Source organism: Pseudomonas sp. NFPP04 (genome assembly GCF_900113815.1).
Taxonomy (GTDB): Bacteria; Pseudomonadota; Gammaproteobacteria; order Pseudomonadales; family Pseudomonadaceae; genus Aquipseudomonas; species Aquipseudomonas extremorientalis.
This window is the reverse complement of sequence record NZ_FOQS01000011.1, coordinates 34,390-46,940: the sequence shown is the minus strand read 5'-3', so window position 1 is coordinate 46,940 and position 12,551 is coordinate 34,390. Positions and strand designations below refer to the sequence as shown.

The following is a 12,551-nucleotide window of genomic DNA, read 5'->3' as shown; positions in this document are numbered from 1 at the left end:
TATTCTCTCTTTCACCTCAACAGCCAAAGGGCGGCTAAAAACAACCTTGAACGCACCCATAGCAGAACCCCATCGTTTTCTCCTCGAGCCCTTTGAGGCTCGCCGTTTCGCCAATCTGTGCGGACAGTTCGACGAGCACCTGCGCCTGATCGAGCAACGCCTGAGCATCGAGATCCGCAACCGCGGCAATCAGTTCGAGCTCATTGGTGAACCCCAACACACCACGTCCGCAGAAAACCTGCTGCGCCGCCTCTACCGCGAAACCAAGGGTAGCGAGCTGTCGCCGGAAACCGTGCACCTGTACCTGCAGGAATCGGCCGTCGAAGACCTGGCCAATAACCCCGTGGCCGAAGCCAGCGTGGCCCTGCGTACCAAAAAAGGCATGATTCGCCCGCGCGGCTTGAATCAGCAGAAGTACGTCAAGGAAATCCTCGGCAACGACATCAACTTCGGCATCGGCCCTGCCGGTACCGGCAAGACCTACCTGGCCGTGGCCTGCGCAGTCGACGCGCTGGAGCGCGAGCAAGTGCGCCGCATCCTGCTGGTACGCCCGGCGGTCGAGGCTGGCGAGAAGCTCGGCTTCCTGCCCGGCGACCTCGCCCAGAAGATCGACCCGTACCTGCGCCCGCTCTACGACGCACTGTACGAGATGCTCGGCTTCGAATACGTGGCCAAGCTGATCGAACGCCAGGTGATCGAGATCGCCCCGCTGGCCTACATGCGTGGTCGTACCTTGAACAACAGCTTCATCATCCTCGACGAAAGCCAGAACACCACGGTCGAGCAGATGAAGATGTTCCTCACCCGCATCGGTTTCGGCTCCACCGCCGTGATCACCGGCGATGTCACCCAGGTCGACCTGCCCAAAGGCACCAAGTCGGGCCTGGCCCAGGTGATCGAGGTGCTCAAGGACGTGCCGGGCATCAGCTTCACGCACTTCATGCCCAAGGATGTGGTTCGTCACCCGCTGGTGCAGCGCATCGTCGAAGCCTACGAGCGCTTCGACCATCGCGACGATGCACCGGCCAAGGACCTTCGCCGCGATGCTTGAGCTAGACCTGCAGCTGGCCACCGAAGCGCCCGCCCCCAGCGAAGTCCAGTTCCGTCAGTGGTGCGCCCTGGCCCTGCGCCAGCGCACCGCCGACTCGGAACTGACCATTCGCCTGGTGGACGAGCCCGAGGGCCGCGAACTGAATCACACCTGGCGCCAGAAGGATTACGCGACCAATGTGCTGTCCTTCCCCGCCGATGTGCCGGATGAGCTGCTGGATATCCCGTTGCTGGGCGATCTGGTCATCTGTGTCGCCGTGGTGGAGCGCGAGGCAAAGGAACAAGGCAAGGAACTTGAAGCCCACTGGGCCCATCTAGTCATCCACGGCTGCTTGCATCTCTTGGGTTACGACCATATAGACGATGAGGAAGCCGAGGAAATGGAAACACTGGAACAAACGTTGCTTGCAGAATTGGGTCATCCGGACCCATATGCCGACGACGAAGCTTAAAAACACTCAACTGTAACAATAAAGGATTCAGAGTAATCGCTATGAGCGAAGACCGATCGAGCAACGGGCAGAAGTCATGGCTGGGTAAACTGACCCAGGCTTTTGCCCACGAGCCGAAAAACCGCCAGGAGCTCTTGGAGCTGCTGCGCGAGGCCCATCAGAACAAGTTGCTGGACAGCGAAGCGCTGGCCATTGTCGAGGGCGCCATCCAGGTGGCTGACCTGCAAGTACGGGACATCATGGTCCCGCGCTCGCAGATGATCAGCATCAAGGCGACCCAGACCCCACGGGAGTTCCTCCCGGCCGTGATCGACTCGGCGCACTCGCGCTACCCGGTGATCGGTGAAAGCCATGACGATGTCATGGGCGTCCTGCTGGCCAAGGACCTGCTGCCGCTGATCCTCAAGGAGAACGGCGACAGCTTCAATATCAAGGACTTGCTGCGTCCGGCCACCTTCGTGCCTGAATCCAAGCGCCTGAACGTGTTGCTGCGCGAATTCCGCGCCAACCACAATCACATGGCCATTGTGATCGACGAATACGGCGGCGTAGCTGGCCTGGTGACGATTGAAGACGTGCTGGAACAGATCGTCGGCGATATCGAAGACGAACACGACGTCGAAGAAGACAGCTACATCAAGCCACTGCCCAGCGGTGACTTCCTGATCAAGGCGCTGACGCCGATCGAGAACTTCAACGAGTTCTTCGACAGCGAATTCTCCGACGATGAGTTCGACACCGTCGGCGGCCTGGTGATGAGTGCGTTCGGGCACCTGCCCAAGCGTAACGAAACCACCGAGATCGGCGCGTATCGCTTCCGTATCCTGAATGCCGACAGCCGTCGCATCCACCTGATCCGCCTGACACCAATTGCCCGCTAAGGAATGACATGCAGCGCCTAACCCGCCCCGGCTGGCCCGGTAATTTGCTGGCCGTGGTGGCCGGCGCCATCACCACCCTGGCGCTGGCGCCGTTCGACCTGTGGCCTTTTGCGCTGGTGGCGGTCGGCCTGTTCTATGTCGGGCTGCGGGAACTGAGCCCACGCCAGGCTCTGGGCCGTGGCTGGTGTTTCGGCTTCGGCCTGTTCGGCGCCGGCACCAGCTGGATCTACTACAGCATCCACCACTTCGGCGGCGCTTCGGTGTTGCTGGCGGGGTTCCTGATGCTGCTGTTCACCGCTGCCATCGCCTGGTTCTTCGCCCTGCCCGCCTGGCTGTGGGCGCGCTGGTTGCGTCGCAACGAAGCGCCGCTGGCCGATGCCCTGACGTTTGCCGCGTTGTGGGTTGGCCAGGAGGCGTTTCGCGGCTGGTTCCTCACCGGTTTCCCGTGGTTGTATTCCGGGTACAGCCAACTCGATGGCCCGCTCACCGGCCTCGCGCCGCTGGGCGGGATGTGGCTGATCTCCTTTGCCCTGGCACTCACCGCCGCCCTGCTGTGCAACCTGCCGCGCCTGCTGGCCGGCAAGCGCAACGCCTTTATCGGTGCCGGCCTGGTATTGCTGGTAGCACCCTGGGCGATCGGCCTGGCACTCAAGCATCACGCCTGGACCAGTCCGTCCGGCGCGCCGCTGAGCGTGGCCGCCATCCAGGGCAACGTCGAACAGAGCATGAAGTGGGACCCGGAGCAGCTCAACGCGCAGCTGGCGCTGTATCGCGACATGAGCTTCAGCTCCAAGCGTGTCGACTTGCTGGTATGGCCGGAAACGGCGGTGCCGGTGCTCAAGGAGTCTGTCGAAGGCTACCTGGGCATGATGGGCAAGTTCGCCGCCGACCGGCACACCGCGCTGATCACCGGGGTACCGATTCGCCAGGAAGTGCACCACCAGAAGCGCTACTTCAATGGCATCACCGTGGTCGGCGAAGGCGACGGTACCTACCTCAAGCAGAAGCTGGTGCCGTTCGGTGAATACGTGCCGCTGCAGGACATGTTGCGTGGCCTGATTGCCTTTTTTGATCTACCGATGTCGGACTTCGCCCGCGGTCCCTCTGACCAGGCGATGCTGCAGGCCAAGGGTTATCAGATTGCGCCGTTCATTTGCTACGAAGTGGTGTACCCGGAATTCGCCGCCGGCCTGTCGGCCCAGAGCGATCTGCTGCTGACCATCAGCAACGACACCTGGTTCGGCCGCTCCATCGGCCCGTTGCAGCACCTGCAAATGGCGCAGATGCGTGCGCTGGAAGCCGGGCGCTGGATGATCCGCGCCACCAACAATGGCGTGACCGGCCTGATCAACCCGTTCGGGCAGATCACGGCGCAGATCCCGCAATTCGAACGCGGCATTCTCTACGGCGAAGTGGTGCCGATGCACAACCTCACGCCGTACCTGCAATGGCGTTCGTGGCCGTTGATCATCCTGTGCCTGGGGCTGTTCGGTTGGGCGCTGCTGGCGGGCCGCATGTCCAAAACCGTCTGACAGACAACCCATAACCAATGTGGGAGGGGGGGTTGCCCCCTCCCAGATGTTGATCTGCCGTGTTATCGATAGAACAACCGATAACCCAGCTGCCCCACCGCTTCGTTGATCAACTGCCCGCTGCGCCACACTGATACGAACTCAGGCATCCAGCCACCCAGTGGCCGGGCGTTATCCACGCCCAGGAAGCCCACCGGCGCAGGCACCACGGTGAAACCGGCCTTCTCGAAGCTCCACACCGAACGCGGCATGTGCCAGGCCTGGGTCACCACCACCACGCGACTGATGCCTTCGGGCAAGAGAATTTCCGCGCTCATCTGCGCGTTTTCCCAGGTGGTTCGGCTGCGTTCTTCCTTCCAGCGCACTGTCACGCCGAAGTCATCCTGCATCGATACCGCCATCAGTTCCGCCTCGCTGGGCGGTGTGCCGTAATGCAGGCCGCCGGTAGTCAGCACCGGCAGCCCGGAGGCCTTGGCCAATCGTGCGGCATAGCGCTGGCGCTCCAGGCCGATACCCGTCGGCTGATCGGTGCCCCAGGCCGGGTCCCCGCGCTCCCGCCCGGAGCCCAACACCACGATCGCATCGGCGCGCTGCGCCAGCGTCGACCAGTCTTCCCGCGCCAACGGCGGCTCGGTTTCCAGGGTTCGCGCGCCCCACTCCACCATCACCGGCAGACTGATCAGCCACATACCGCCAAACCCCAGCGCAAAGCAGCAACCCGCCAAGCGTGGCCGGCTGCGCCGAAACCACCAGGCAAGGGCCAGCAACAGCAAAAGAATGCCGGGCGGCAGGAGCAGTTGTTTGATGAAGTAACGAATAGGCATCGGGCATCTCCAAAGATGCCCGAAGCCTAAGGTGTAACGGGGTTTAGCGACAATCTTTATCGTGACATGACGCGAAGGTGTTGCTCTGGGGGAGTGAACTACTTGTAGCGTACGAAGCGGCGTTTTTCCGGGCCGCGACCGACCGACAAGTCCTTGAGCCACACCACCTTGGCAGAGTGCGTGGGCTCCTTGGGTGGCGGGGTTGCCACCAGAGGAGGCGCACCGCGCCCATTCCGTTCCAGAAAAGCCTTGATCAGTTCCAGCTCCGCGCGGGTCAAACCGCGCAGTTCCAACTCCACAGGCCGTTCATCACGCAATCGGCCCGCTGTCCTCGCTGCATCCAATGCACGACCCAATCGGTCGATCAGTCCTTCGTAGATTTCCGGTTTCGTTACGATTCGCTGCGATTCAACCATCCCCTCACCTCATTGAAGAAAGACTTGCTCCCCAATAAACAGCGTAGCCCCCGTGGCTGCGCCTGCCCGGCGCCGCGACAGACGGCCCTGCCAGAGCAATCAGGGTTTCCCTCGATAGAGTGGGGTCATGTATGCTACGGCGCTTCCTGTAACTCCACTTCCCGCAGGGTTTGGGCACGGACGCGCCGCTTTTTGGTGTCGATCAACCTGAATGTTGCACCGAAGAGGATTAGGCCACCCCTATTCAGTTCAAAAGTAGCCATGCACGAACAATATCAGCCCCGTGAAATAGAAAATGCCGCCCAAACCTTCTGGGACGAGCAAAAGTCCTTTGAAGTCAGTGAACAGCCAGGCAAGGAGACTTACTACTGCCTATCGATGTTCCCTTACCCCAGCGGCAAGCTACACATGGGGCACGTGCGTAACTACACCATCGGCGACGTGATTTCCCGTTACCAGCGCATGCAAGGCAAGAACGTCCTGCAACCCATGGGTTGGGACGCCTTCGGCATGCCGGCGGAAAACGCCGCGATGAAAAACAACGTGGCCCCCGCCAAGTGGACCTACGAAAACATCGCCTACATGAAGACCCAGCTGCGCAGCCTGGGCCTGGCGGTGGACTGGTCCCGCGAAGTCACCACCTGCAAGCCGGATTACTACCGCTGGGAACAATGGCTGTTCACGCGCCTGTTCGAAAAAGGTGTGATCTACAAAAAAAGCGGCACCGTGAACTGGGACCCGATCGACCAGACCGTCCTTGCCAACGAGCAAGTGATCGACGGTCGCGGCTGGCGCTCCGGCGCGCTGATCGAAAAGCGCGAAATCCCGATGTACTACTTCAAGATCACCGCCTACGCGGATGAACTGTTGTCGAGCCTCGACGACCTGCCGGGCTGGCCGGAGCAGGTCAAGACCATGCAACGCAACTGGATCGGCAAATCCAAGGGCATGGAAGTGCAGTTCCCGTACAACATCGACTCGATCGGCGAAGCGGGCGCACTGAAAGTCTTCACCACCCGCCCGGACACCCTGATGGGCGCGACCTACGTCGCCGTGGCCGCCGAACACCCGCTGGCCACCCAGGCTGCACAGAACAACCCTGAGTTGCAGGCGTTCATCGCCGAATGCAAAGGCGGTAGCGTGGCCGAGGCCGACGTCGCCACCCAGGAGAAAAAAGGCCTGCCGACCGGCCTGTTCGTCGAGCACCCACTCACCGGTGAAAAGCTGCCGGTGTGGGTGGCCAACTACGTGCTGATGCACTACGGCGATGGCGCTGTCATGGCTGTGCCGGCTCACGACGAGCGCGATTTCGAATTCGCCACCAAGTACAGCCTGCCGATCAAGTCCGTGGTGCGTACCAGCTCGGGCGACACCAACCCGGCCCCGTGGCAGGACGCCTACGGCGAGCACGGTGAGCTGATCAATTCCGGCGAGTTTGATGGCCTGGACTTCCAGGGCGCCTTCGACGCCATTGAAGTCGCCCTGATCAAGAAAAACCTCGGTGCCTCGCGCACCCAGTTCCGCCTGCGCGACTGGGGTATCAGCCGCCAGCGCTACTGGGGCTGCCCGATCCCGATCATCCACTGCGAAAGCTGTGGCGACGTGCCAGTACCGGAAGATCAACTGCCAGTCGTCCTGCCGGAAGACGTGGTGCCGGACGGCGCCGGTTCGCCATTGGCGCGCATGCCCGAATTCTACGAATGCAGTTGCCCCAAATGCGGCGCGCCTGCCAAACGTGAAACCGACACCATGGACACCTTCGTGGAGTCCTCGTGGTATTACGCCCGCTACGCCTCGCCGCACTATGAAGGCGGCCTGGTAGAGAAATCCGCGGCCGACCACTGGTTGCCGGTTGACCAGTATATCGGCGGTATCGAACACGCCATCCTTCACCTGTTGTACGCGCGCTTCTTCCACAAGCTGATGCGTGACGAAGGCCTGGTGAGCTCCGATGAGCCGTTCAAGAACCTGCTGACCCAGGGCATGGTGGTCGCCGAGACCTACTATCGCCGTGAAGCCAATGGCGCCTACACCTGGTTCAACCCGGCAGACGTCGAGCTTGAGCGCGACAGCAAAGCCAAGGTCATCAGCGCCAAGCTGATCGCCGACGGCCTGCCGGTGGAAATCGGCGGCACCGAGAAGATGGCCAAGTCCAAGAACAATGGCGTTGACCCGCAGTCGATGATCGATCAGTTCGGCGCGGACACCTGCCGCCTGTTCATGATGTTCGCCTCGCCGCCTGACATGAGCGCCGAATGGTCCGACTCCGGCGTCGAAGGCTCGCACCGTTTCCTCAAGCGCGTCTGGCGCCTGGCGCACGCTCACATCAGCCAGGGCCTGCCGGGCAAACTGGACGTGGCCGCCTTGAGCGACGAGCAGAAACTCATTCGCCGCAGCACCCACCTGGCCATCAAGCAAGCCAGCCAGGACGTGGGCCAGAACCACAAGTTCAACACCGCCATCGCCCAGGTGATGACGCTGATGAATGTGCTGGAAAAAGCCCCACAAGTGACTGAGCAGGATCGCGCACTGGTACAGGAAGGCCTGGAAACGGTCACCCTGCTGCTGGCGCCGATCACGCCGCACATCAGCCACGACCTGTGGAACCGCCTGGGCCACAGCGACGCCGTCATCGATGCGCGCTGGCCGGTGCAGGATGACAGCGCCCTGGTACAGGACACGCTGCAACTGGTGATCCAGGTCAACGGTAAACTGCGTGGCCAGATCGACATGCCAGCCACCGCCAGCCGCGAAGACGTTGAAGCGGCTGCCCGCGTCAACGAAAACGTGCTGCGCTTTACCGAAGGCCTGACGATTCGCAAAGTGATCGTGGTGCCTGGCAAACTGGTCAATATCGTCGCGAGCTAATCGGATCGGGCGCAGGGCTTGGGCCCTGCGTCGAACAAAGCCTTCAGGGCCTCGATAAGGCCCACATGGTTTCAAGGGGAGCAACAAAATGATCAAACGCAATTTGCTGGTGATGGGCCTTGCCGTGCTGCTGAGCGCATGCGGCTTCCAGCTGCGCGGTACTGCCACCAATGACCTGACGATCAAGGAACTCGACGTCAGCGCCCGCAACGCCTACGGCGATACGGTGACGCAATTGCGTCAGGTGCTGGAAAACAGCGGCGTGCACGTCTACACCGGCGCGACGTACAAACTGTTCCTGGTGGATGAAAGAGAAACCCAGCGTAACCTGAGCTACGCCAGCGCCGGGCGTGCCTCCGACATCGAACTGAGCACTGCGCTCAACTTCGAAATCCAGGGCCGCGATCATCTGCCGCTGATGGGTGACAAGATCCAGGTGCAGAAAGTGGTCAGCCACGATGGCAACAACCTGGTGGGTTCGGACTCCGAAATCCAGCAGGTGCGCAAGGAAATGCGTCGCGAACTGGTACAGCGCATTGTGCTGCGCCTGTCGATGCTGACTCCGGAACAACTGGAGACCCTGCAGCAACAGGCTGACAACAAGGCCAAGGCCGAGGCCGACGCGCTGAAAGCTGCCAAAGAGTACGAAGACAACACACCGAAACAGTCGCCTGTTGAAGTCCCTGTCGAGTAAGCCGGACGGGGCGCCCCAAGCGCCCCGTTTACCCCGCCTATGAAACTCGCCCCTGCCCAACTCGCGAAACACCTGCAAGGTGGCCTTGCGCCTGTCTACATTGTCAGCGGTGATGATCCGCTGCTGTGTCAGGAAGCCGCCGACGCCATTCGCACGGCGGCACGCCAGCAAGGTTTCGACGAACGCCAGGTCTTCAGCGCCGACGCCAGCTTCGACTGGGGCACGCTGCTGCAGGCCGGTGCGAGCATGTCGCTGTTTGCCGAGAAGCGCCTGCTGGAACTGCGCCTGCCTTCGGGCAAGCCTGGCGACAAAGGCGCGGCCGCCCTGATGGAATACTGCTCGCGCCCCGCCGAAGACACCGTGCTGTTGATCAGCCTGCCCAAGCTTGATGGCAGCGCGCAGAAAACCAAGTGGGGCAAGGCCCTGGTGGAAGGGGCGCAGACCCAGTTCATCCAGATCTGGCCGGTGGATAGCAGCCAGTTGCCGCAATGGATTCGCCAGCGGCTGTCGCAGTCGGGACTGTCGGCGACCCAGGACGCAGTGGAGTTGATCGCCGCCCGGGTTGAAGGCAATTTGCTGGCCGCTGCCCAGGAGATCGAAAAGCTCAAGCTGATGGCCGAAGACGGGCAGATTACCGTCGAAACCGTCCAGGGCGCCGTGGCCGATAGCGCGCGCTTCGATGTGTTCGGGCTGGTGGATGCGATCCTCAACGGTGAACCCGCCCACGCTTTGCGTATGCTTGAAGGCCTGCGCGGCGAAGGCGTGGAACCGCCGGTGATTCTCTGGGCCCTGGCCCGGGAACTGCGGGTGCTGGCCAATATTGCCCTGCAATACAGCCAGGGTACGCCGCTGGACAAATGCTTCAGCCAGGCCAAGCCACCGGTGTGGGACAAGCGCAAACCCTTGATGAGCAAAGCACTGCAGCGGCACTCGGCGCAACGCTGGGCGCAATTGCTGCTGGAAGCGCAACGCATCGACGCGCAGATCAAGGGCCAGGCGGCGGGTTCGCCGTGGATGAGCCTGAGCCGTTTATCATTGTTGATGGCCGGCCAGCGCCTGACATTGCCGGCAGAATAGTCCTACCTCTCGAAGGGCTTTACAGCGGCGCAACATCGGCAGATGATTTGCACCGCTTCAACCACCCAACGAGAGTAACGACCATGAGCAAAAAGCCATCCAAGCATGGCCCCAACAAGGCCAAATCCATCATCGCCCAGCCACTGTTCCGTAGCCGTCAGGAACGCGCCGGCAAGGGCAAAGGCAGCTACCGCCGCGAAGCCTTCCAGTCTAATAGCTGGGAGGCTTCTTACTTTCTGGCTGCCTGAAGGCAAGCAGCCCTCTGGCATGATAAGGTCTGCACCTGATTTGCAATCCCTGGACCTGTGCATGCCCTCTAGTCTTTCCCGTCGTTGGCACTTTCGCCAGCTGATCGCTGCCTCCAGCCTCATCCTGCTCGTCGCCTGTGCGGAGAAACCCACCGCCGCCGACGCTCAACCGCTGCCCAAGCTCCAGACCGCCCCTGTGGTTGCGCCCGCTGTCGTGGCCCCGCTGGCTGTGGATAATCTTGATATCCAGCCGACCCAGACCTTCGCCGAATGGCAGGCGGCCTTTCGCGTGCAAGCCCTGCAGGCCGGCATCACCGCCACCGTGTTCGACAACGCATTCGCCAACGTCACACCCGACATGGCGGTGATCCGCGCCGACCGCAGCCAGCCGGAATTTTCCCGCCCGGTGTGGGAATACCTCGACGGCGCCCTGTCGCCCGTGCGCGTGCGCAACGGCCAGGCGTTGCTGGTCAAGTACGCCGACATCCTGCAAAGCATCGAACAACGTTATGGCGTCGACCGCCAGGCGCTGGTGTCGGTATGGGGCATGGAAAGTAACTTCGGCCAGTTCCAGGGCAACAACTCGGTGATCCGCTCCCTGGCGACCCTGGCCTACGAAGGCCGCCGCCCGGCATTTGCCCAGGCGCAATTGCTGGCGGCGCTGCAGATCATCCAGCACGGCGATATCCAGGCCGACCAGATGAAAGGTTCCTGGGCCGGCGCCATGGGCCAGACCCAATTTATCCCAACCACCTACAACACCCACGCCGTCGACTTCGATGGCGACGGTCGCCGCGATATCTGGAACAGCCCGTCAGACGCCCTCGCCTCCACCGCACACTACCTGCAGAGCTCCGGCTGGCAGAAAGGCCAACCGTGGGGTTTCGAAGTGAAACAACTGCCGGCGAACTTCGATTACGCCCTGGCCGATGGCGGCATCCGCAAGACGGTCGCAGATTGGCTGAAACTGGGTATCCAACTGCCGCCCGGCGCAAGCATGCCGCCCAACGTCGACCAACTCTCCGCTGCGCTGCTGTTGCCGGCCGGTTACCGTGGCCCGGCGTTCCTGGTGCTGGATAACTTCCGCGCGATCCTCAAGTACAACAACTCCTCGTCCTATGCACTGGCGGTTGGCTTGTTGTCGGAACGCTTTGGTGGCGGTGGAGTGATCCGTGGCGATTGGCCGAAGGATGAGCTGCCATTGAGCCGCTCACAGCGCATCGACTTGCAGACGGCCTTGAGTGCCAACGGCTATGACGCGGGCAACCCGGATGGGATTATCGGCGCCAATACGCGCAAGGCGATTCGTGCGGCGCAGCAGGCCTTGGGCTGGCCGGCGGATGGGTATCCGACCGTGAAGCTGCTGGAGTCGTTGCAGAATCGATAGAGCTGCCTATGGCGGCTATCGCTATCGGGGGCAAGCCCCCTCCCACATTTCGACAGCATTCCATTGTGGGAGGGGGCTTGCCCCCGATGACGGACTGACAGACTAAAAAGCTCAGGCTTTGAACACCACATCCTGCTCCAACACCACCCGCTGCTCCCCCGCATCCAACCGCACCAATGCGCCCATCGGCAACGTCAGGTTCGGGTCGCAATGACCACTGCGCCAACCGGACAACACCGGGATGCGCAATGGCTCGAAGGTCTGCTTGAGCAAGCGCTCCAGCGCAACCTGATCCACACCCGCCACGTCCCCTACCAGTACGCCGGCGACCTGCTCCAGCTTGCCCGCCAGGCGCAGGTGCGTCAGCAGGCGGTCGATACGGTAGATCGGCTCGTTGACGTCCTCGATCAACAGGATGATGCCATCTGCGTCGATCTCAAAGGGTGTGCCCATGACTGCCGCGATCATCGACAGATTGCCACCCAGCAAGCGCCCACAGGCAATGCCAGGCTCGATTGTGGTCAGCGGGTACGCCACGGGGTGCGTCAACTCGCTGCCAGCGCCCAACTGGCCGCGCAGCATGCTGAACAATGAAGACTCGGTAGGTGGTTGCTTGTCGCCCAAGAGATCGGCGTTGAGCATCGGCCCATGGAAGGTCACGAAGCCGGCGTAACGGCTGATTGCCAGGTGCAGCGCGGTGATGTCGCTGTAACCCACGAAGGGTTTGGCATTGGCGCGTAGCAGGTCGAAGTCCAGGCTATCGAGCAGGCGCGGCGTGCCGTAGCCGCCACGCAGGCAGAAGATGGCGTCGATTTCAGGGTCGGCGAAAGCTGTGTGCAGGTCGTTGAGGCGGGTTTTATCGCTGCCGGCGAGGTAGCCGTCGCGTTCATAGACACCCGGGAAGATGCGCAGGTCGTAGCCGCGGGTGCGCATCCATTGGCCGGCTTTTTCAACGTCCAGGGTGGCGGGGCCGGCGGGGGCGATCAGGGCGATGGTGCCTTCGCTACGGAGGGCAGGTACTGCAGCGGTCATCCACGACTCTCCTTGGCTAACGCGAAACAACTGTGGGAGGAGGCTTGTCCCCGATGGCGGTGTATCAGTATCAGAAGTGCTGACTGACAG

The 12,551-nt window shown here is 61.9% G+C and carries 12 protein-coding genes; 9 read left to right on the top strand and 3 right to left on the bottom strand.

Features of this window, described 5'->3' with window-relative positions; all coding sequences use genetic code 11:
• Positions 1 to 46 precede the first annotated feature (46 nt).
• From BM017_RS21535 to lnt, 4 genes are read left to right on the top strand one after another with little or no spacing between them, the layout of a single operon-like run.
• Positions 47 to 1,051 carry a PhoH family protein gene (locus BM017_RS21535; protein ID WP_092248165.1) on the top strand — a complete coding sequence of 335 codons (1,005 nt, stop codon included), beginning with the start codon at positions 47 to 49 and terminating at the stop codon, positions 1,049 to 1,051.
• Positions 1,044 to 1,502: an rRNA maturation RNase YbeY gene (gene ybeY / locus BM017_RS21530; protein ID WP_092248162.1), complete on the top strand. Its 459-nt coding sequence runs from the start codon at positions 1,044 to 1,046 to the stop codon at positions 1,500 to 1,502. The genes BM017_RS21535 and ybeY overlap by 8 nt, the downstream gene beginning before the upstream one ends.
• Positions 1,503 to 1,543: 41 nt before the next feature.
• Positions 1,544 to 2,383 (top strand): HlyC/CorC family transporter, encoded by an 840-nt coding sequence (locus BM017_RS21525; RefSeq protein WP_010206772.1) that lies wholly within the window; start codon positions 1,544 to 1,546, stop codon positions 2,381 to 2,383.
• Between the two features lie 8 nt (positions 2,384 to 2,391).
• On the top strand, positions 2,392 to 3,915 hold the full coding sequence (gene lnt / locus BM017_RS21520) for an apolipoprotein N-acyltransferase (RefSeq protein ID WP_092248159.1): 1,524 nt from the start codon (positions 2,392 to 2,394) through the stop codon (positions 3,913 to 3,915).
• A 62-nt stretch (positions 3,916 to 3,977) separates the two neighbouring features.
• On the opposite strand, the gene BM017_RS21515 is transcribed toward lnt, so the two are convergent.
• Together BM017_RS21515 and BM017_RS21510 are read right to left on the bottom strand one after the other, a co-directional pair.
• The gene (locus BM017_RS21515) at positions 3,978 to 4,739 is read right to left on the bottom strand and encodes a YdcF family protein (RefSeq protein WP_092248156.1); all 762 of its coding nucleotides are present in this window, start codon (positions 4,737 to 4,739) and stop codon (positions 3,978 to 3,980) included.
• 98 nt (positions 4,740 to 4,837) lie between these two features.
• A complete protein-coding gene (locus BM017_RS21510) occupies positions 4,838 to 5,155 on the bottom strand; it encodes a hypothetical protein (protein ID WP_092248154.1) in 318 nt (105 codons plus the stop codon).
• Positions 5,156 to 5,416: 261 nt separating this feature from the next.
• On the opposite strand from BM017_RS21510, the gene leuS reads away from it, so the two are divergent.
• The 5 genes from leuS to BM017_RS21485 all read left to right on the top strand — a co-directional run bounded on the left by leuS (position 5,417) and on the right by BM017_RS21485 (position 11,429).
• Positions 5,417 to 8,023 carry a leucine--tRNA ligase gene (leuS, locus tag BM017_RS21505; RefSeq protein WP_092248151.1) on the top strand — a complete coding sequence of 869 codons (2,607 nt, stop codon included), beginning with the start codon at positions 5,417 to 5,419 and terminating at the stop codon, positions 8,021 to 8,023.
• An 88-nt stretch (positions 8,024 to 8,111) separates the two neighbouring features.
• Positions 8,112 to 8,717 (top strand): LPS-assembly lipoprotein LptE, encoded by a 606-nt coding sequence (lptE, locus tag BM017_RS21500; RefSeq protein ID WP_092248148.1) that lies wholly within the window; start codon positions 8,112 to 8,114, stop codon positions 8,715 to 8,717.
• Between the two features lie 39 nt (positions 8,718 to 8,756).
• Positions 8,757 to 9,794, top strand: a complete 1,038-nt coding sequence (gene holA / locus BM017_RS21495; RefSeq protein ID WP_058427766.1) for a DNA polymerase III subunit delta — start codon at positions 8,757 to 8,759, stop codon at positions 9,792 to 9,794.
• 83 nt (positions 9,795 to 9,877) lie between these two features.
• Positions 9,878 to 10,042 (top strand): alternative ribosome rescue factor ArfA, encoded by a 165-nt coding sequence (gene arfA, locus BM017_RS21490; protein WP_003176285.1) that lies wholly within the window; start codon positions 9,878 to 9,880, stop codon positions 10,040 to 10,042.
• A gap of 61 nt (positions 10,043 to 10,103) precedes the next feature.
• Positions 10,104 to 11,429, top strand: a complete 1,326-nt coding sequence (locus BM017_RS21485) for a lytic murein transglycosylase (protein ID WP_092248145.1) — start codon at positions 10,104 to 10,106, stop codon at positions 11,427 to 11,429.
• A gap of 111 nt (positions 11,430 to 11,540) precedes the next feature.
• Here BM017_RS21485 and BM017_RS21480 read toward each other — a convergent pair whose 3' ends face one another.
• On the bottom strand, positions 11,541 to 12,461 hold the full coding sequence (locus tag BM017_RS21480) for a S66 peptidase family protein (protein WP_092248142.1): 921 nt from the start codon (positions 12,459 to 12,461) through the stop codon (positions 11,541 to 11,543).
• Positions 12,462 to 12,551 lie beyond the last annotated feature (90 nt).

Bases quoted from the DNA above. Each gene is read 5' to 3' on its own strand.
- ybeY (WP_092248162.1), top strand. From the start codon at position 1,044: ATGCTTGAGCTAGACCTGCAGCTGGCCACCGAAGCGCCCGCCCCCAGC.
- BM017_RS21515 (WP_092248156.1), bottom strand. From the start codon at position 4,739: ATGCCTATTCGTTACTTCATCAAACAACTGCTCCTGCCGCCCGGCATT.
- lnt (WP_092248159.1), top strand. From the start codon at position 2,392: ATGCAGCGCCTAACCCGCCCCGGCTGGCCCGGTAATTTGCTGGCCGTG.
- BM017_RS21485 (WP_092248145.1), top strand. From the start codon at position 10,104: ATGCCCTCTAGTCTTTCCCGTCGTTGGCACTTTCGCCAGCTGATCGCT.
- BM017_RS21525 (WP_010206772.1), top strand. From the start codon at position 1,544: ATGAGCGAAGACCGATCGAGCAACGGGCAGAAGTCATGGCTGGGTAAA.
- BM017_RS21480 (WP_092248142.1), bottom strand. From the start codon at position 12,461: ATGACCGCTGCAGTACCTGCCCTCCGTAGCGAAGGCACCATCGCCCTG.
- holA (WP_058427766.1), top strand. From the start codon at position 8,757: ATGAAACTCGCCCCTGCCCAACTCGCGAAACACCTGCAAGGTGGCCTT.
- BM017_RS21510 (WP_092248154.1), bottom strand. From the start codon at position 5,155: ATGGTTGAATCGCAGCGAATCGTAACGAAACCGGAAATCTACGAAGGA.
- lptE (WP_092248148.1), top strand. From the start codon at position 8,112: ATGATCAAACGCAATTTGCTGGTGATGGGCCTTGCCGTGCTGCTGAGC.
- arfA (WP_003176285.1), top strand. From the start codon at position 9,878: ATGAGCAAAAAGCCATCCAAGCATGGCCCCAACAAGGCCAAATCCATC.
- leuS (WP_092248151.1), top strand. From the start codon at position 5,417: ATGCACGAACAATATCAGCCCCGTGAAATAGAAAATGCCGCCCAAACC.